General features: G+C 42.6%; 11 protein-coding genes. 9 read left to right on the top strand and 2 right to left on the bottom strand.

Annotated features, from left to right (window positions below):
* Positions 1-352: 352 nt before the first annotated feature.
* Together ACIQXP_RS07545 and ACIQXP_RS07540 are read right to left on the bottom strand one after the other, a co-directional pair.
* On the bottom strand, positions 353-1,627 hold the full coding sequence (locus ACIQXP_RS07545; RefSeq protein WP_387504920.1) for a PepSY-associated TM helix domain-containing protein: 1,275 nt from the start codon (positions 1,625-1,627) through the stop codon (positions 353-355).
* A 28-nt stretch (positions 1,628-1,655) separates the two neighbouring features.
* Positions 1,656-4,145, bottom strand: coding sequence for a TonB-dependent siderophore receptor (locus ACIQXP_RS07540; protein ID WP_387504921.1), 2,490 nt, complete (start codon positions 4,143-4,145; stop codon positions 1,656-1,658).
* Between the two features lie 412 nt (positions 4,146-4,557).
* Here ACIQXP_RS07540 and ACIQXP_RS07535 point away from each other — a divergent pair, with 412 nt between their 5' ends.
* From ACIQXP_RS07535 to ACIQXP_RS07495, 9 genes are all read left to right on the top strand, one after another.
* On the top strand, positions 4,558-6,732 hold the full coding sequence (locus ACIQXP_RS07535; RefSeq protein WP_387504922.1) for an alpha-galactosidase: 2,175 nt from the start codon (positions 4,558-4,560) through the stop codon (positions 6,730-6,732).
* Between the two features lie 4 nt (positions 6,733-6,736).
* Positions 6,737-8,728 carry a glycoside hydrolase family 97 protein gene (locus tag ACIQXP_RS07530; RefSeq protein ID WP_387504923.1) on the top strand — a complete coding sequence of 664 codons (1,992 nt, stop codon included), beginning with the start codon at positions 6,737-6,739 and terminating at the stop codon, positions 8,726-8,728.
* 13 nt (positions 8,729-8,741) lie between these two features.
* Complete coding sequence (locus ACIQXP_RS07525; RefSeq protein WP_387504924.1) at positions 8,742-10,532, top strand: glycoside hydrolase family 2 protein; 1,791 nt, start codon at positions 8,742-8,744, stop codon at positions 10,530-10,532.
* 4 nt (positions 10,533-10,536) lie between these two features.
* Entirely contained in the window at positions 10,537-11,718 is a 1,182-nt protein-coding gene (locus tag ACIQXP_RS07520) for a glycoside hydrolase family 88 protein (RefSeq protein WP_387504925.1), read from the top strand.
* 347 nt (positions 11,719-12,065) lie between these two features.
* Positions 12,066-16,208 (top strand): hybrid sensor histidine kinase/response regulator transcription factor, encoded by a 4,143-nt coding sequence (locus ACIQXP_RS07515; RefSeq protein ID WP_387504926.1) that lies wholly within the window; start codon positions 12,066-12,068, stop codon positions 16,206-16,208.
* 66 nt (positions 16,209-16,274) lie between these two features.
* Complete coding sequence (locus ACIQXP_RS07510; RefSeq protein ID WP_293743051.1) at positions 16,275-17,387, top strand: alginate lyase family protein; 1,113 nt, start codon at positions 16,275-16,277, stop codon at positions 17,385-17,387.
* Between the two features lie 10 nt (positions 17,388-17,397).
* Positions 17,398-18,261, top strand: coding sequence for a glycoside hydrolase family 16 protein (locus ACIQXP_RS07505; protein WP_387504927.1), 864 nt, complete (start codon positions 17,398-17,400; stop codon positions 18,259-18,261).
* A gap of 20 nt (positions 18,262-18,281) precedes the next feature.
* A complete protein-coding gene (locus ACIQXP_RS07500) occupies positions 18,282-19,424 on the top strand; it encodes a glycoside hydrolase family 88/105 protein (RefSeq protein WP_387504928.1) in 1,143 nt (380 codons plus the stop codon).
* A 22-nt stretch (positions 19,425-19,446) separates the two neighbouring features.
* Positions 19,447-20,373, top strand: coding sequence for a DUF4886 domain-containing protein (locus ACIQXP_RS07495; RefSeq protein WP_387504929.1), 927 nt, complete (start codon positions 19,447-19,449; stop codon positions 20,371-20,373).
* The last annotated feature ends 300 nt before the right edge of the window (positions 20,374-20,673 follow it).

Below are 20,673 nucleotides of genomic sequence, written 5' to 3'. Positions count from 1 at the left end.
AAGTGGCACGGCTAGATTTGGTTACCTATTCTTTACCTGTTGTTTACCTTTTCTTGGTACCAGGCTTACCCCAGGGATACCCTATGGTTACCTATTCTTTACCTATCCTTTACCTATTCATTACCTAAAAGGTAAACAATGTGTTTTATTATGGTAAATATTTACTGTATGCCCTGTCATGTTCACCTGGGGCAGGCTGCTTCAATATAGCTGCTTGTTGGTCTCGGCACCGCTATCTGACAGGCAGCACTTTGGCTCATTAACTTTTATAATTGGCTCCGCATGGGCAAATTCGTTCATTCAGATTTTAAAAATGGAAGCCCCGGCTTTTTACGTCCGGGGCCTTCCATTTTTATATTTTCACAAGTAATTTTTCCGCTGGTTCCGGACGGATAGCGTTGGGCTGCTTCGCCAAAACTTTACCCGGTTTCTTTTTCTTAAATTTTCTTCCATACCATACCAGAAATCCGGTAATCGGTAAGCTGGCACCAATAAGTGAAGCCAAAAAGGCGAGTACCTTACCAGGAAAGCCTAAAATACTACCTACGTGAATATCGTAATTCATCTTCCGCAATTTCTCCCCAAAAGAAGCTTGCGCATACGCTACTGAATAGGCATCTTGCCGCTTTAGTTCCTTTAAGCTATGCTGGTCAAACGTGTAGCCCTGGCTATTGTAAAACTGCCCTTTATTTGGATATACCGTAATGTTAATGGCGGCCTTTTCATCTGCCGTATCCGCAAAACTATAATAAAAGCCCATTGATTTAGGGTGGCGCGTGATGACCTGGTTCCAGGCCATATCCATCGCTTTTTCCGGTGCGTAACCTTTTCCTTTTAGTGTGGAATCTGAATCCAGGCGTTTGTATTCTGCCAGCTTATCGCCACCCGATGTAACCCAATATACGCCCTCACTATACCATTTAATACCATATACCATTCCGGTAAGCGCTATTGCCAGCAGGAACAATAAAGCATAAAAGCCCAGTACGTTGTGCAGGTCGAGATTTACCCGTTTAAAAGAGGCACCCCATTTAATCTTAAAACTCTTATCACGCGTGGATTGATTCCATTTCTTCGGGTACCACCAGATCAGCCCGGTAATCAGTAAAACAACAAAAATAAGCGTACCATAATTGACAATGGCTCGTCCTATTTTAGCCGGCATCCAGAGAAAGCGGTGTCCGTTTAAAATAAATCTGAAGAAATCCGATTCACCGGGTTTGTGCACTTCGGTACTAATCACTTCGCCCGTATAAGGGTTTACTTTCAGGATGGTATTGCCCGTACGGCGATCTTTCGGACCAGCATTGGCGGCCCTCAAATTTAAGTTAATGGCCCTGCCTTGCTGGTAATTGGCGTACGACGGTACTTTTTCCGGGTAGAGTTTTGATGCAATCTGCATCAGTTCAGAGGGTTTAACCACGGGCTTATCCTGCCAGGTTACTTTTGTTTCCGGTTCCAGCAGCCCGGTAATTTCTTCATTAAATACCCAGATACAACCGGTGAGGCACACGATGAGTACAATGGCGCCGGATATCAAACCCAGCCACAAGTGTAGCCAATTGTTGATGCGCTTTAAAAGCGTGTCTTTTTGCTTTTTCTTTCCTTGATTTCGGGTCTTGGTCATGGTGCCTGTTTTATTGATCGGAAATAGATTATTTAAACCGGTAGGTAATGCTCAATCTTGCATTGCGTGGAACCTCATAAATATAGGTGTAGTACGAAACAGATGTTGCCGTTTCGGTAGCCAGTTTGGTATATGATCCCTGCGTCAGCAGCCTGCGGTCCAACAGGTTATTTACTAACGCGGCAATCGTTATTTTACCTTTTTCGTATGAAACGCCTGCATCAAAACGATAATAGGCTGGTAACATTAACGGAACCGAAGTAGATCCGGCATAACGATCCAATTGGATCTGGTAGCCTGCACTCAATCCAAAACCGTTCAGTAAGGCGCCTTGCTTCTGGTAGCGGTAAGACAACCAGCCATTGGTAATGTGTTTCGCCGAGTTAGGCGTATGCCTGCCTACCAGTTCCGGTTTAGCATCTTCACTTACCATGGCATCCGTTAGCGCATAGTTTAACACAACGTTTAATCCAGGGGTAATTTCGCCATTGATATCCAGTTCAATACCTTTGGAGATGATACCACCCAATTGGATCTGGGCATTTGGATTCAGCGCAAGGTGTGCCGGATCCAGGTCGGCAGTTAATACATTCTTCTTTTTGATGCGGAAGGCAGCAGCAGTGACGTTCCATTTGCCATCGAAGAAATCTTTTTTAAGACCCAGTTCGATATTATTGCCACGGATCGGCTTGAAAGGGTTTCCGGCATAATCCTGGCCGGCAACAGGCAAGAAGCTCTGGTCGTAAAGGGTATAGGCACTAAAATCTTTTGCCAGGGTTACGCTCAAGCCGGCCCTTGGGCTAAACACATTATCAGATAGTTGCGTCAGGTTTGTTTTTCCCACGGTTACGGCATGTGTAAATCGGCCGGCCAGGGTTAAACGAACACGTCCATCCAGCATGCGAAGCTCATCCTGCAGGTAGGCGCCGGTATAGGTCAGGTTAGTGGCATATACATTTGATCCCGAACGGTTCTGAATGCTGCGCGAACGATCGAAGACAGGAATCTTGTCAAAAGGAATACCATAAACCGGGTTATAAATATTAAAGGTAGCATTGTTTGCCAACTGCAGATCAGGCTCCTGTTTGCTGGAAAAATCGCCCCAGGTTTTCAGGTTGCCCATATCAAGTCCAGCCAAAATACGGTGTACAATGGGGCCGGTAGTCAGGTCGCCCATCAGGCTTACCTGGATATTTTTATTAATGGCCAGTTCTTCACTGATGTTCAGGTAGCGGCGCATATCGCCATTGGCTGCTATTTTAGATGGCCACGGTGTACCGCCATCTAAACCATAACGCAGATAGGCTGCCTGGCCGTTAATTTTCCAATTATTATTTAAACGGTGGGTTATATAAACAGTGGCATTGTGGTCATAAAGTTTTGCAGGATCAAGCGCCGGATCGCCCAGAAAGAAACTAGGGTCTGTATCACCAAATCCTTTTGGCGAAAAACCGTAAGAACCTAATGCCTGCGCTTCCACATGCTGCGTAGTATATTCAGCAGTGATCAAGGTATTGCTATCTACCTGGTAGCTAACCACGGGAGCAATAATGTATTTATCCGTGTAGTTGTATTTGTTGTAACTATCTTTGGTTTGTGCGGCCACATTCAGGCGGAACAGTAAACGGCCATCGCGGCTTAACTTACCGTCCAAATCGGCAGCTACACGGCCGAGGTTGTAACCTCCGCCAGCCACGCTTACCGAACTGCGGTTTTGACCGGTAGGCTTCTTGGTTACCACATTATAAATACCACCGGGTTCGCCGTTAGCCATCATAAAGCCGGAGGGACCTTTTACAAATTCGATGCGATCGATTGTTGCAGCGTCATCAGCTAATGGGCCCCATGGCATTTTTTGGTTCATGCCGTTCCGGAAAGCCGGAATGCTGGTGCCGCGCATAAAAATATTGGCGTATTGTGCATCCCAATGGCCTACCCGTAAGGTACCGCTCACATTTCTGGTTACACCATCAACAATATCAAATACCTGTTGGTCTGCCAGTATTTTGCTGGTGACTACCTGGATATTCTGTGGTACCTCGATCAAGGGGGATTGTAAGCGCAGTGAAGGGGATACTTTATCGACTTTATATCTTTTTTTGTTTGTACTGATTTGTACCTCGTCTAATTCAGAACGGTTTTCTTTCAAAGAGAAATCAGCAATCACGGTACCACGTGATGAAATCTGTATTTGCTTTTCTTTTGGATAAAGGCCAACTGCCGAAACCACTAGTGTATAATTACCAACCGGCACACGCCTGATCTGGTAAAATCCATCTTCGTCAGTAACCGAGCCATAACGGGTGCCTTTCAACACCACGCTTACACCCGCCGCTACACTACCATCGGCAGTAGTAATTCTTCCTCTCACTGCACCGGTTTGCTCATCATTGGGGTTTTTAACAAGGCTATCTGTAGGAATTACGCAATATCCTGTCAGTAGATTCCCAGAACTGGCATGAGCTGCAAATATTCCGGTGCAGCACATACCTAAGAATAAAATTTTCTTAAATTGCATTTACTTTTAATTAGACGTTAAAGGTATCCGGGTTAAATCCGGTAATGCCACACGGAGTTCAGGTCCGCTGTGGCATTTTTTTGCAAAGGTATATTTATTTAGAATAAATCCAAATAGATTTAACGTTTAGGACTAAATCGTTTAAGTTGCTTTATGGTTTCCGCATGCCTGCCAATAGCGGTATGGATTGATGGTACCAGCCCATAATAACAACCCCCAGTTTCGTCTGGTCTCTTTAATGGATTATTCTAAAACTTAATTTTACTTAAACAGATTTAAAAGACATAGGTGTACCCATAAGTGCCAGCGTTAAAAAAGGCGCATATTGGTTACTTTGTACAAAACTGAACCATTTCCGTACAAAACTGAACCCCACCTTAAGCACAAGTCGCTAGTTTTGGAATCTCCAAATATGACAGTTATAAATTATGAGATCTTCAGGCGGGGTTTTCCGCAGCGTTTCGTTAATCTTCGATCGCAGGTGATACTGATGCCAGTTTTTGCAAAGATTAAAAGCAATTTAACAGTAGGAATTTGTATTTTTTTACTGTTGCTTTCGCTTTTGGTGGGTTGTTTTCCTTGCGCTGCCCAGGATGCTTGCTACAGTCGCCTGGATCAAGATACCCTGACGATAGGCAATCAATTTATCGAGCGCAAGTTTATATGGAACAAGGGAAATGTAATTACCTATAGCCTAAGTGATAAGAAAGGCGGGAAAGTTTGGTTTAACAAGCTGGGGAACCCTGATTTTTACATTCAAGCTGGCAATGCACCTCAAAACGGTCATTATGAAGTTTTGACAAGGAACGAAGATGCCATTCACATCGCCGAACAGCAAACCGTTATTTCTTTTTCTATAGGTAAGCTTGATATCAGGCGGGTTTACCGGATTAACCCTCAAAGCGCTTCAATTGCCTGCGAAACCTATCTAAGAGGGCGGCTAGCCGGTATAGCAGGGGTACAAGCCATCAATGCCGCTGATCAAAAAAATATTGAATTTGCAGAGGACATGAAGGTTAATGGTTCTACCGCCATTTTAGATCAGTTAAAGCTAGACGGTTTCCATTGGCAGGTTAAGGCGGTCGAATTTTTTGACGTAACCGATTGGAACAACAATCTTGTACAGGAGAATAAGTTTATTCCGTACAGAAAAAAAAGTTACCGGGGTAACTTGCTTTTTGCACACAACCAGGAAAAAGATGCCGGTTTTTTCTTCTTAAAGGAAGCCCCGGGAACTGCTACGCAGCTTGCTTACGGCGGTCAGGATTTTACGACTGAATTTGGACATTTTGCCATAAACGGATTGGGGCTTAATGCAAGCGATGTTCGTCAGGATGAGTGGCGAAAAGCTTATACGGTGGTGTTAGGCATTTACAGCGGCCAGGAGATTAACCAACTACAGGCCTTACGTGGCTATCAGAAAACCATCCGTAAAAATGAGCTACAGCGCGATGAGATGGTGATGATGAATACCTGGGGTGATCGGAGCCAGGATGCTAAAGTGAATGAAAAGTTTAGCCTGCTGGAACTGGACGCTGCAGCCAAATTGGGTATCACCCATTTTCAGATCGATGACGGATGGCAGCAGGGAAAAAGCCCGAATTCTGCCCTGACCAAAGGATCGTTTACAGATATTTGGAATAATCCCAGATATTGGAAACCCGATACGGTAAAATATCCTAACGGATTCGGTCCGATTGTAAAAAGAGGTAAAGCGTTGGGTATTGAAATTTGCCTGTGGTTTAATCCCAGTATTCAGCATGACTATGCAGACTGGGAGAAAGATGCTTCAGCAATGGCCGAACTGTACCGAATGTACGGAATCAGGACATTTAAAATTGATGGACTCTCCATTCCCAACAAACAATCAGAAATTAATCTAACCAAAATGTTTAATAAGCTCTTGAGCGAAACAGAAAACCAGGCTGTTTTCAATCTCGATGCTACTGCGGGTCGCAGGGGCGGTTATCATCTTTTTACCGAATACGGCAATATTTTTTTGGAGAACCGTTATACCGACTGGCAAAACTACTATCCTTACTGGACACTCCGCAACTTATGGCAACTTTCTAAATATGTACCACCAGAGAAGTTGCAGATCGAATTTTTGAACAAATGGAGAAATGCAGACAAGTATGGCAGCGATCCATTCGCGCCATCCAGCTATACTTTCGAATATCTTTTTGCCATTACCATGGCGGCCCAGCCACTGGCCTGGTTTGAAGGCACGGGTTTACCTAAAGAAGCCCTGCAACTGGGCGCATCAATTGCGAAGTATAAAAAGGTGCAGCACGATTTTCATCAGGGAACCATTTTACCGATTGGTGAGGAACCTTCGGGCAAATCATGGACAGGTTTTCAATCGATTCACAAAGACAGGGGATATTTTATCGTGTTCAGGGAAAATACACTTGATGGAACGGGCATACTGGAAACCTGGTTACCCGAAAAAGTTAAAATACAATTAAAGCCACTGCTGGGCAACGGGAAGCCGATGATTCAAACTACTGGTAGAAAAGGTGCTTTGAAAGTAACCTTGCCTGCTATAAATGATTTCGTGATGTACAGCTATACCATTTTAAAATAAACCAATGAAAAACATATTAAATCTTTTCCTTTTAACGTTCCTCAGCATTCCCGCAATCGCCCAGAAGAGGCTTAGTCTGAATTCTCCAGACGGGCGATTGCAGGTGGATGTAAGCATTGCTGATAGTATCCGTTTTCAGCTGGCGCATGATGAAGAAATTGTTCTGAATTCTGGTGCCATAGCCATGAAACTTAGCAATGGAAAAACCTTCGGCATCAAATCTCATTTGAAACAAAGCAAAACCATTACCGTTAAACAGGAAATCCCTGCCTATTTTTATAAAAGAAACCGTATCAATGATGAATACGCAGAATTGACGCTGGAATTTGAGGAAGATTACAAACTGATTTTTCGACTATACAATGAAGGAATGGCTTACCGTTTTGTATCTACGGCTAAGCAGGATTTTATTGTGAATGAAGAGCTGGCCGCTTTCCAATTCCAAAAAGATTATAAGGCCTACATTCCATATGTAAAAACTAAAGAGAAGACCATTGAGGGCCAATATTTCAATTCGTTTGAAAATACCTACACCTACAGCCCATTGAGCAAAATGGATAACCTGAAGCTTGCTTTTTCTCCTTTGGTGGTAGAAATGGATCAAGGTAAAAAAGTGTGTCTGGCCGAAGCTGATCTGCAAAGCTACCCGGGTATGTTTCTTTTTAATCCTACCGGAAGAACTGTTCTCGAAGCCAACTTTGCCCCTTACCCAAAATCTATCGTGCAGGGCGGACATAACCAGCTGCAGCAAATTGTCACCGCGCGCCAGCCTTATCTTGCTAAAAGTAAGGCAAAAACAAAATTTCCATGGCGTATAGCCATTGTCTCCACCAGCGATAAAGATTTAGCTGACAATGATATGGTTTACAAACTGGCAGAGCCCAGCCGGTTAAAGGATATTTCATGGATAAAACCTGGCAAAGTAGCCTGGGAATGGTGGAATAACTTGGGACTGAGCAAGGTAGACTTTGTTTCAGGTGTGAATACAGAAACCTATAAGGCTTACATAGATTTTGCTGCCAAAAATAAAATAGAATATGTGATCCTGGACGAAGGCTGGGCAGTAAATCTGAAGGCGAGTTTGTTTGAGGTTGTACCGGAAATTAATCTGAAAGAACTGGTTGCCTATGGGAAAACCAAAAATGTAGATATTATTCTCTGGGCAGGATATTATGCCTTTGCGCGCGATCTGGAGGAGGCTTGTAAGCGTTATTCCCGGCTGGGCATAAAAGGTTTTAAGATCGATTTCATGGACCGCGATGATCAGGAAATGGTTGATTTTCATTACCGGGCGGCAGAAACGGCAGCAAAATATAACTTGATGGTCGATTTTCACGGTACCTATAAACCTACCGGGCTAAACCGTACTTTTCCGAATGTAATTAATTATGAAGCTGTGAACGGTCTGGAACAGATGAAATGGACCGGGCCAGAGATGGATATGGTTACCTACGATGTAACGATGCCTTTTATCAGGATGATTGCTGGACCAGTAGATTATACCCAAGGTGCCATGCGTAATGCCACCAAGCGTAGTCACAGAGGAATAAATGATGAACCCATGAGTCAGGGAACGCGCTGCAGGCAACTGGCTGAATATGTGGTTTTCGAATCGCCCTTAAATATGCTTTGCGATAGCCCCGACAATTATGCGAGGGAGCAGGAATGTACCGATTTCATAAGCGCTATCCCTACGGTTTGGGACCGTACCGTTGTACTTAATGGTGAGATTGGGCAATACATTGCCACTGCCCGCCAAAAGGGCAACACCTGGTACCTGGGCGCTTTAACCAATTGGGAGGCACGCAAACTTGATCTTGACCTCAGCTTTCTCGGTAGCGGGGATTATGCTGCAGAGATTTACCAGGATGGAATTAACGCCAGTAAAATCGCTTCCGACTACAAAAAACAGCGGATAGAGATCCCTACCGATCGAAAATTATCCATTAACATGGCCCAGGGTGGTGGTTTCGCGATGAAGATTTTTAAAAAATAAACACGGTACTTTTATGAAACCAAGAAGAACCATTTTTAATTTGCTCCTACCGTTGTGTTGCTTTTTGTCTAAGCTTTCTGCCCAGGAGACCCTTGTTAATGTATACGGCAGAACAACACAATCCCTTAACGGGAAATGGGAAGCGATTATAGACCAGTACGATCAGGGAAGGAAAAACAAAATTTACCTCAATAAAAAACCAGCCGGAAAGACAGATTTTTATGAATATGCCTTTGATGGTGGTTTAAAACTGAATGTGCCTTCAGACTGGAACAGCCAATTGCCCGAACTCAAATACTATGAAGGCACGGTTTGGTATGCCAGGCATTTTGATGCACCCAAAACAGATCACGAACGTCTGTTTATTTACTTTGCTGCGGTAAGTTATCGTTGTAAGGTTTATCTGAACGGAAAGGAAATTGCCCAACATGAAGGTGGTTTCACGCCTTTTCAGGTAGAGGTAACAGATCTGGTGAAACAATCAGACAACTTTTTAGCACTGGAGGTAAACAATACCCGCACTGCTGATGCGATTCCTGCGAAATCATTCGATTGGTGGAACTATGGCGGTATTACACGCGATGTGATGCTGGTATCAACGCCAAAAATATTTATTCAGGATTATTTTATTCAATTGGATAAAAATCATCCGGGTCAGATTAATGCCAAGGTTAAAGTTGTTGATAAACAAAAAAATGTAGCGGTAACAGTTGAGATTCCTGAACTGAATATCAAACAAAAGCTGGTTACCGATCAATACGGGACTGCTAACGTGTCAATCACTGATGTAAAAAAAATACAGCGCTGGTCGCCGGCATCACCCAAACTGTACCAGGTGTTGGTATCTACCAAAGAAGATCAGGTAGCAGAATGGATTGGTTTTAGAAACCTGGCGGTAAAAGGAACACAGATATACCTGAATGAGAAGCCGGTCTTTCTAAAATCGATCAGTTTTCATGAGGAAATTCCACAACGTAAAGGTAGAGCTTTCTCTGAGGCAGATGCCATGATGCTTTTGTCTGAAGCGAAAGCTTTGGGCTGCAATATGATCCGTTTGGCACATTATCCTCAAAATGAATATACGGTACGTGCAGCTGAAAAAATGGGTTTTTTGTTGTGGGAGGAGACACCAATCTGGCAAGGGATTGATTTTGAAAACCAGGAAACCAAAAAGAAAGCCGGAAAGATGATTAGCGAAATGGTGATGCGGGATAAAAACCGATGCGCCATCTCTTTCTGGGGTATGGCCAATGAAACCCAGCCGTCTGCTGCGCGGAATGAATTCCTGAAATACCTGATTAAATGCACGAAAGATATCGATAGCACCCGTTTAATTACGGCTGCATTTGATCTGGTTCGGTTTAATCCGGATAAACAACGCTTTGTAATGGACGACCCTTTTATAAATGAAATAGATGTGGTAGCCATTAATAAATATATGGGCTGGTATCATCCCTGGCCGGTTGCGCCAAAAAAGGCTATTTGGGATGTGGCCAGCAACAAACCTTTGATCATTTCAGAATTTGGTGCTGAGGCGTTATACGGTAAAACCGGTGATGCTGATGTAGCAAGTTCATGGAGCGAAGACTACCAGGCCCGGCTATATCAGGATAATCTGGAAATGTTTAAAAATATTCCGAATCTCAATGGCATTTCGCCCTGGGTATTGTTCGATTTCCGGTCGCCGTTTCGCTTTCACCCCACTTATCAGGATGGCTGGAACAGAAAAGGACTGGTTTCTGATCAGGGGTTTCGTAAAAAAGCCTGGTATGTTATTGCAGATTATTATAAAAACATCAAATAAATTTATGAGGAGATATTTTTTAGCGCTGTTGTTAACGGGGTTATTATGTAACAACCTTACACATGCGCAAAATTTGAAAACCGTTGTTGATCAAGCCTTGGATTTTGCCGAACAGCAAAGCCTGTTAATGGCCAGGAAATATGAGCATCAGGCAGATGTATTACCACGGTCGTTCGAAGCGGGCAAAAACACCATATCTGATTCACGTTGGTGGTGTAGCGGATTTTTTCCGGGTTCGCTATGGTATGTTTATGAGCATAGTAAAAATCCAGCGCTGTTAGCGTTTGCTAAATTGTATACGGCCAGGGTAGAACGTGAAAAATTCACCACCGATAACCACGATGTAGGTTTTATGCTGTATTGTAGTTTTGGCAATGGCTTACGTTTAACCGGCGATACATCTTACAAGGCAGTTTTGCTGAAGGGCGCACAATCGCTGGCTACCCGCTATGATCCTGGAGTTGGCCTCATCAGGTCATGGGACCATAATAATGCCATCTGGCAATATCCGGTCATTATTGATAATATCATGAATCTGGAATTGCTGTTATGGGCCAGCAGACAATCCACAAATGAACAACTGAAAAAAATGGCAATTTCGCACGCTGATAAAACCATAACGCATCATTTCAGACCAGATTACAGCTCTTACCATGTCGTTTCATATAACCGGCAGACTGGTCTTCCGCATAAAAAGCAAACCCATCAAGGCTATGCTGATGATTCTGCGTGGAGCCGTGGACAGGCATGGGGCCTTTACGGCTATACTTATCTCTATCGCGAAACCAGAGAAAAGCGTTATCTGGAGCAGGCCATGCATATCGCTGATTTTCTGATCAACCATCCTAAAATGCCCAAAGATTTTATTCCTTACTGGGATTACGATGTTCCGGTGCGGGCTGATACGCCAAGAGATGCTTCAGCTGCCTGTATTATGGCTTCTGCATTAACCGAATTGAGTGATTTTGTAGATGCCGATACTAAAAAGAAATATATGGAAGTGGTAGAAAAGCAAATCCGGACACTCGCTTCTGATGAATACACGGCAAAGTTGGGCGAAAACGGGAATTTTATCCTGATGCACAGCACCGGAGCATTTCCCTTTAAATCAGAAGTAGATGTGCCCTTAACCTATGCAGATTATTATTATGTGGAGGCGCTGAGTCGTTTGAAGAAAAGATTGTAGTATATTATAAATTATCGAATGGGAATATTGAGGGATAAATTATGGTATAAATTTAATATGAAGGGCAGATGTATAATAAGTTTGAATAGTCTCGAAGCATCGTCATTTCGACCGCAGTGGAGAAATCCTTGAACTATGTAAGATTTCTCCATTTCGCTGCGCTTCAGTCGAAATGACGGTGATTCTTTAAATGTCATTGATAGCGACAAGCGAAACTAAACGTAACAAATCCGAAAGGAATTACAATTTATGATATCCAGGCTTAACCGTGGCGATGATAACACTTATTTTAGCTGTATCCCTTCGCTATTGATATCTTTCAGCTGAAACTGGAAAGAAATTGATAGATGGGAAATTTAAACGATCATTATAACCAAAAAGAATACCTGCGTATGCATTTCAACCTTAAGGATATCCGGAAAATCTTCTGTTTGCTGCTTTTTTTTTCAGCCTTTTTGCTGAAAAGTGCCGCTGCACTTGATATTTCCAGGTATCGGTTCCATGTAATGCCCGAAACATCTTATTACAGTGGTATTCAGAGCATCACTAAAGATAGTTTAGGGCGCATGTGGTATACTGGTCCGGATGCTGTTTTTATGTACGACGGGAACAGTTTTTATCAGCTAAATGACCTGGCCTCGAAGAGCAATCCAAAGGTAAAATGGGCTTACGGTTCTTTGGTGACCGATAAAAAGGGCGGATTATTTTTGGGCACTAATCATGGTTTATTGAAGTTTAACTATGGGCAATTTAATTTTGAACTGGTTCTCCCTGGAAAAATCCGCTCTATATGTCTCCATAATGATGGCAATCTATACATGCTTTCTGGCGACAGTTTATATATATCTGGCCTGGAGAAAAAGGTTTTTAAGAAAATCAAACTTCCTACCAACAGGTATTTCGACAGTGTGATCAGCCTGAAAGGAAATATTTATCTCTCTCAGGAAAATTTACTTTACAGATTTGATACCAGAACGGCGCACTTTTCAGTTTTTACCAATTTGGGTCAAACCTCCTTTGTGGTGAATGATGCTGTAGCCTATGGGGGCGACTATTATTTTCTTACCCATCGGGGTGGTATATTCGTGACCGACGCCAAAGGGGTAATCAAAAAAAACATTCCGGTTACAGGACCGGGTTTCCAGACGACGATTGCCAAAAAAATCTTTATCGATCAGCTGGGCATCATGTGGGTAGCGACACAAGCCGGACTGCTGCTTTATGATCCGCAAACGCAGATCAGCAAGCTGCTCAAAATGAACCCGAACGATGCTTTTTCATTGCCCAATAATTCCATATGGACCATTTATGGTGATCCTGATCAGGGAGCATGGATTGGCACTTATGGTGGTAAAATTGCTTATTGTTCACTTTATGATGCTTATGTCCGCTATTTTACAACGAGCCCGGGCGGGCTCAACCATCCCATCGTAAGTGGTTTTCAGGAAGACGATATGGGTAATGTCTGGATTGCCACAGAGGGCGGTGGACTCAACTATTGGAACCGGAAGGATGACAGCTTCCGCCATTTTACCAAGGCCGAAGCCAATTCCATCAACTCCAACATGGTCAAGCGCTTAAAATTTGATTCCGATCGGAAAAAACTGTTTATTTCTTCCTTTAACGGAGGCATTTCTGCCTATGAAATAGCAACAAAGCGTTTTACCAACCTCAACATCCTGTCGCCCGGCAGCCGGCAGCCTCTAACCGTGTATGATTTTGTACGGGATGCAGGGGGAACCTGGTGGATGACCGATCCGGATAAAAACTTCTTCCACCGTAAACGGAACGAGGTAGCAGAAACCGAAATGGTTAAACTGATTGCTGCAAACGGTCAGGTGTTAGATGTAGAAATTGAAGCCATTTCGCTTGATCAGCAGCAGCATCTTCGTCTGGTTACTCATCAGGGGCTGTATATTGCAGACCTGAAAACACTTAAAGTTCTGCGTCATTATGTGATCAAAGATGGTCCTTACGCGGTAAATCACCTGGGTTGCTACTATGAGGCATCAAATGGAGACCTCTGGCTCGGTACTTCGGGAAGAGGTGTAAATCTTTTAAAGAAAGACGGACGCTATCTTAACTTTAACAGTACCAATGGCTTTTCTCCTAAAATTGTTTTTGGTATTCTGGAAGACGATATTTCCGGAAATATCTGGTTTAGCACCAACGATGGGCTGTACTTTTTCGATCAGAAAACTCAGAAGTTTGAAAAAGCCAGATTTTATAAAGCAAACAGTTGCGGTTCTTTCTATTTAAGGTCGGCCTATAAGACCAAAAAAGGAGAGCTATTGTTTGGGGGGACCAACGGATTTGTACTTTTTGATCCGCAATACCTCAATAAAAACATACAGAAACCGAGGGTGTTTTTTACTAGCTTATTAATTAACAACCAACTGGTAAGCAATGTAACGCAAGATTCACCTTTAAGCAAAGATATTTCCACATTAAGCAATCACGATGAGGGAAAAATCAAACTTTCCAGTCACCAGTCTAATATAGAAATCCGTTTTTCGTCAAACAGCTATTTATCGGCAGATAAAAATCAGTTTTCTTATCGCATGCTTGGCTTAAACGATAAATGGATGAAGCTGAACACTAATCAACAAGCTGTTCAGTTCTTTAATTTACCAGGCGGAGATTATGTTTTTGAGATCAAGGCCTCCAACAATGACGGGCTCTGGGGCGACGAAATTTCAAGGCTTTATTTCCATGTCAACCCACCGTTTTTCCTCTCCTGGTGGGCTTACTCCATTTACACTTTAATTGTGCTGGGCCTTTTATTCTTCATCATGCGGTATTATACCAATAAAAAGGTTTTTAAGGAACGACTGGCTTTAGAAGCACTTAAAGAACAGAACATGCGGGATCTGAACCAGGCGAGGACTGATTTTTTCACCAATATTTCCCACGATCTTAAAACTCCGCTTACCCTGGTGCTTGAACCACTGAAGCAGTTAAAAGAAACCGTTCAGAAAAATGACCATGCAGCGGGCTATATGCAATTAATTGAGAAAAATGTGGCGCGCATACAGCGTTCAATTAGTCAGTTACTTCGTTTCCGGGAGATAGAAAGCCAGAAAATAACCCTAAATCCACAGCTTGGCGATTTCATCAGTTTTGTACACGATGTTTTTGGACTTTTTGAACTCTATGCAAACAAAAAAGAAATAGAAACCAATTTTACTGCTCATGCAGACCATTTGTTTGTGGCTTTCGATTATGATATTATTGAAAAAATCCTGACCAATCTTTTCTCCAATGCCTTAAAGTACACCTCTGGTAAAGGCTATGTAGGCGTAAGGATTTATCAATCTACAGCCGAAGAGCAGTCGAGGTTAGCTATTGAGCCGGATCTCCTTGAAAGGGAATACATATCTATTGAAGTGTTAAATACGAGTATAGGCTTTTCGGAAGAGCAAATTGCAAAACTATTTACCTCCTTTAACCGCTTGTCATCTTATCGCCCTACTTTTGAAGAAAGTTCGGGTCTTGGCCTGGCCATTGTGAAGGAACTGGTTGATGCCATTGGGGGAAAAATCTGGATGGTAAATAAAACCAATAAAGTTTCGTTTACGATGATGCTCCCGCTAAAAAAAGAAGCAGGATCTGGCGATATGCAGTCGAACGTGTACGATTATACCATCTCCGAAATTGATGAAATTCTTTTAGAAGCCGAAGAACCTGAGCTATCACCAAAAAATGCCAGGAAATCGACCAGCATTTTACTAATAGACGATGATTCAAACCTGCGCAACTATCTGGAACGCCGTTTGTCTGAAAAGTACAATGTGTATCTGGCCAGCGATGGTCATGAGGGCATTATTAAAGCTGAAAAAATATACCCTCAACTCATTATTACCGACCTGATGATGCCAAACACCAATGGGTTTGAGGTATGTAACCATTTGCGGCAGAACTTTAAAACCAGCCACATTCCTGTCATCATGATTTCGGGAATGGGTGATGTAAACCAGAATAAAACCAAAGCGCTTGAACATGGCGCAACCGTTTTTATCGATAAACCTTTTGAAATAGAATACCTGATTCAGCAGATGGATACCATTTTGAAAAACCAGCAGGAAATGAGGGAAATGTACAGCAAGCGATTGGTCGTAGATCCGGCTAAGGTAACCATTACTTCAATGGATGAGGAATTGCTGATTAAGGCCATGAAGTTTATTGAGCAGCATATGGCTAATCCCAATTACTCGGTAGACGATTTTGTGTCGGATATGAATACCGGAAGAACAATCCTGTACCAAAAGATCAATGACATTGTGGGCATGTCGATCAAAGAATTTATTTTGAACATCCGGCTTAAAAGAAGCGCATACTTATTGGAACATGCAGATTTGACCGTGGCAGAAGTGGCTTATCAAACCGGATTCAACAACGCCAAATATTTTAGTGTATGCTTTAAAAAACAATTTGAAACCAGTCCGTCTGAATATAAAAAACGCTTTAGTACAGAGCATAACCACATTTAAGAAATTATTGGAGAGCATGCAAATCATTACAACATTGAAGCTTTCATTATCAACCAAATAGCGCCTATGAACCACTTGAAATTTTTTCTCATCCTTTTATTTACAGGTATCCTATTTTGCGTAATGCCGCGGCAGGAAGCTTTTGCACAACATCAGCTGCAGGGGATGCATCCGCAACAGCAGATCGATTTTGTTAAAAAACAGCTTAAAGCCAAAAAAGAACCTTATTTATCAGCCTATAAAGCTTTGTTGGTCAAGGCAGATTCAGCTTTACTGGTCACACAACATGCAGTAGAAGATTTCAGTATTCCGGGTTTTTACGTTGATAAGGAAACCCATCGCCGAACTTCACGGGCGCTTCAGGTAGATGGTTTTTCGGCATACAGCTGTGCCTTGGCTTATCGTCTGAGTGGAAAAACAAAATATGCAGACAAAGCCATTTATTTTCTGAATGCCTGGGCAGCGGTCAATAAAAAATATTCTCAACTGGATGGTTCACTGGTAATGTCGTATTCTGGTACTACCTTGATGATCAGTGCCGATTTGCTCAAAGATTATAAAAGATGGCAGCCTAAAGAGGTAATACAATTTAAATGGTGGACTAAAAATGTATTTCGTGCTGCGGCAAACAGCATCCGGTACCGGAACAACAATTCTGGCGATTGGTCTCGTTTGGCTTCTATCCTGGCAGACACCTACCTGGAAGACCGGGAAGATATGCAGCAAAACATAACCTTGATCAAAAAAGATCTTTTCGATAAAATTGCCCCGGATGGACACCTGGTGGAGGAAGTAAAACGACAGGGGAAAGGCATTTGGTATACCTATTTTTCTTTGGCACCGCTTACCGCATCCGGCTGGATCATTTATAACCAAACTGGAGAAAACCTTTTTCAAGCATCGCGCGATGGGGCATCATTCAAAAAAGCACTTGATTATCTTTTTTACTACAATCAGCACCCCGAAGAATGGAAATTTTTCAAAAATCCGGATACGGGTAGTGTGCATACCGTAACAGGTTTCTGGCCGGCCAACTTACTGGAAGCGATGAATGGCATTTATCCTTCGCCGCAATTTGATGATTATCTTGCACCATATCGCCCCATTATGTATACTACACATGATTATGCCTGGACATTTCCAACCCTTATGCCCTTACGATTAAATGGATACCAATAAATTATTCCCCATGAAAAAATATCTAATTAAATTATTATTGCCGGCCTGTGCCTTATGCATCAGCTTATCGGGAGTAGCCCAACAAACAAAAAATCCTAAGCCTCCAGCACTCCATTCAGGGGGGTACAAACTGGTATGGGCCGAAGAATTTAATAACAACGGCGCACCTGATCCGGCTAACTGGACTTACGAACTCGGATTTGAACGCAATGAAGAATACCAATGGTACCAAAAGGAAAATGCAAGGTGTGAAAACGGCAAACTAATTCTGGAGGCCAAAAGAGAGAAAAAGGCAAACCCCGATTTTAAGGAAGGAAGCAGCGACTGGAGAAAGCGTAGTCGGGAAGCGGATTACACTTCTGCCAGCATCAAAACACAAGGATTACACAGCTGGCTTTACGGAAGGTTTGTGATGCGAGGCAAGATTGATATCAGGGATGGCATCTGGCCAGCCTGGTGGACGCTGGGAACCAAAGGATCCTGGCCTGCAACCGGTGAAATCGATATGATGGAATATTACCGGAAAAAATTGCTCGCCAATATCGCCTTTATGGATGCAAACCGAAAAGACGCCTGGTTTAGCACAGAGAAAAATATTGATTCCCTTGGCGGTCAGGCATGGGCAGATCGCTTTCATATCTGGCGAATGGACTGGGATGAAAACAACATTGCACTTTATGTAGATAACCAGCTTTTAAATAAAGTGTCATTAGACCGGTTGGTGAACCAGGATGGTACCAATATTAATCCTTTTAAACAACCTCATTATATGCTGCTCGATTTGGCAATAGGGGGTAAACAGGGTGGCGATCCTTCTCAAACCACCTTCCCGGCCAGGTTTGAAGTGGATTATATAAGGGTTTATCAAAAATAATCAATTAATAAATGAAAAATATGAATTTAAAACGATTGCTGCTGATCCTGGTATTTAGCTGTTACGGCGGGCTTAGTGCTTTTTCAGGTGAAACACCTTTAAAAACTGATTCTATTCTGGAAACCGCAAACATTTTTAAAAAGATGCAGCGGGTGGCAGACTGGCAATTAAATATCTGGAAGAACAAAGGCTTTAATCATAGAAAAGCAGATTGGACCAATGGTGCCTGCTATACCGGTATTTTTTCTTTCGGCAACCTGCGGGGCAACGAACGTTACTTGCAGACGCTGGTCGATATTGGAAATGATTTGGGCTGGAATACCGGACATTTGCGCTTTTATGCAGATGATTATTGTATAGGACAAACTTATGCGCAGCTTTACAGCAAATTTAAGCATAAAAAGATGATTGCTCCTTTTATTTTACAGGCCGATAGTATCATCAGCCAGCCACACGACGAACCTTTGAACTGGAAAAATAATATTCAGAAAAGGGAGTGGGCCTGGTGCGATGCCCTCTTTATGGGGCCGCCTTCGCTTGCTTATCTCAGTACGGCTACCCGAGATGAAAAGTATCTTAATACAGCTGTTAAATTATGGTGGAAGACAACCGGATTTTTATATGACCCTTCGGAGAAGCTGTTTTTCAGAGATGAAAGTTTTTTCAAAAAAAGAGAGAAAAACGGGCAAAAAATATTCTGGTCAAGAGGTAATGGATGGGTATTGGCCGGCCTGGTAAGGGTGTTGGAGAATACGCCAAAAAACCACCCGGATAGAAATAAAATGATTCAGCTTTATAAGGATATGGTATCCAGAGTAGCGGGATTACAGCAGCCGGACGGCAGCTGGCATGCTTCATTATTGGATCCTGCAAGTTTTCCGGTTAAGGAGATGAGCGGGACCGGCTTTTTTTGCTATGCCATTGCCTGGGGTTTAAATCACGGTGTTTTGAAAAAACAACAATATTTTCCTGTGGTAGAAAAATCATGGAAAGCTATGGTTTCTGCCGTGAATGAAGATGGCATGCTGGGTTATGTACAGCCCATCGGCGCAAGTCCGGATGCCGTAAATGCCGGTAGTACTGAGGTGTATGGCGTTGGCGCCTTTTTGCTCGCAGGCACTCAATTGTATGAATATATGAAGAAACCAAAGCAGGCACACTAAGATCATTGATATGAAGATGAATATGAAACTATCACTCCCAGCTTCAGTTAAGTTGAGCATGTATTCCCTTTTGCTGGTTTGCCTGGCCGCAAATGGTTTTGCGCAAAGCCGGCAAGATACCTTACGTTTATTTATTATAGGGAACAGTTTTTCTCAAAATGCATCTGCCTTTTTGCCGCAACTGGCAAAAGAAAGTGGAAAAATGCTCATTATAGGGCGCGCAGAACTTGGTGGACATTCACTTGAGCAGCATTGGGGGTATGTAGAAAAAGCAGAAGCCAATGCTGATGACCCAAAGGGAAAACCTTACGGCGGGAAATCATTAAAAATGTTGTTGGGTGAAGGAAAATGGGACATGGTTACGATTCAGCAGTATTCTTATCTTTCGGCAGACTCCTCAACCTACTATCCCTATGCCAGCAAACTTATTGCTTATGTGAAAGCATTGCAACCCCAGGCGCGTATTGTTATCCATCAAACCTGGGCTTACCGTACCGATGCAAAGAAATTTGGGCGGATAGCCGGGGGTAAAACTGCGATTAACCAGCAGGAAATGTGGCAGAATTCACGTGCGGCTTATCATCTTCTGGCTAAGCGGATCAATGCTCCGATTTTACCAGTAGGTGATGCTTTCCAAATTGTAGCCAATGACAGGAAATATGGCTTTAAACCTGATCTTTCATTTAATTATGAGCATCCGACAGCCCCAAGTCTGCCTGATCAGACCCATTCGATCAATGTGGGTTACTATTGGAATAAAAACGAGCTCGTATTCGATCCGAACCATGCCAATGATGCGGGGAAATACCTTGGCGGATTAATTTGGTATGGGATGTTGTTTAATGATTCGGTTAAGCATATCAAATTTAAGCCTGAAAATGTTTCTGAAGAATTCGCGAAATATCTTCGTATAGTGGCGGGTAAAATCATCTCAAAAACGAATCGATAAAATAATTGCAGGTACTAAACTTTAGTCCGCTTGGGTTATTTTTTTTGTAAAACACAAACTTTCTAAAAATAAACTGCAAATATTACTCCTGCGTACAAAAACAAACCATTTCCGTACAAAAGTGAACCCTCCAAAGCAGATAAGCATATAGATTTGTGTTAACCAAATAATAAACCTAAATATTATGACAACCTATTTCTTAACCATTCCCCTTGTTGAAATTGAGGAAAACACAAAATCTGAATTACGGGCGATACTATTAAAAAAGCCTTTCAACCTGACTGGCATTGCCTGACCCGA

The organism is Pedobacter suwonensis (assembly GCF_044762335.1).
Taxonomy (GTDB): Bacteria; Bacteroidota; Bacteroidia; order Sphingobacteriales; family Sphingobacteriaceae; genus Pedobacter.
The sequence above is the reverse complement of the archived record's forward strand: the minus strand, read 5'-3'. Positions and strand labels throughout refer to the sequence as shown.

What these genes read in the sequence shown, in the direction of transcription:
- ACIQXP_RS07545 (WP_387504920.1), bottom strand. Translation starts at nt 1,627, where the DNA reads ATGACCAAGACCCGAAATCAAGGAAAGAAAAAGCAAAAAGACACGCTT.
- ACIQXP_RS07540 (WP_387504921.1), bottom strand. Translation starts at nt 4,145, where the DNA reads ATGCAATTTAAGAAAATTTTATTCTTAGGTATGTGCTGCACCGGAATA.
- ACIQXP_RS07535 (WP_387504922.1), top strand. Translation starts at nt 4,558, where the DNA reads ATGACAGTTATAAATTATGAGATCTTCAGGCGGGGTTTTCCGCAGCGT.
- ACIQXP_RS07530 (WP_387504923.1), top strand. Translation starts at nt 6,737, where the DNA reads ATGAAAAACATATTAAATCTTTTCCTTTTAACGTTCCTCAGCATTCCC.
- ACIQXP_RS07525 (WP_387504924.1), top strand. Translation starts at nt 8,742, where the DNA reads ATGAAACCAAGAAGAACCATTTTTAATTTGCTCCTACCGTTGTGTTGC.
- ACIQXP_RS07520 (WP_387504925.1), top strand. Translation starts at nt 10,537, where the DNA reads ATGAGGAGATATTTTTTAGCGCTGTTGTTAACGGGGTTATTATGTAAC.
- ACIQXP_RS07515 (WP_387504926.1), top strand. Translation starts at nt 12,066, where the DNA reads ATGGGAAATTTAAACGATCATTATAACCAAAAAGAATACCTGCGTATG.
- ACIQXP_RS07510 (WP_293743051.1), top strand. Translation starts at nt 16,275, where the DNA reads ATGAACCACTTGAAATTTTTTCTCATCCTTTTATTTACAGGTATCCTA.
- ACIQXP_RS07505 (WP_387504927.1), top strand. Translation starts at nt 17,398, where the DNA reads ATGAAAAAATATCTAATTAAATTATTATTGCCGGCCTGTGCCTTATGC.
- ACIQXP_RS07500 (WP_387504928.1), top strand. Translation starts at nt 18,282, where the DNA reads ATGAATTTAAAACGATTGCTGCTGATCCTGGTATTTAGCTGTTACGGC.
- ACIQXP_RS07495 (WP_387504929.1), top strand. Translation starts at nt 19,447, where the DNA reads ATGAAACTATCACTCCCAGCTTCAGTTAAGTTGAGCATGTATTCCCTT.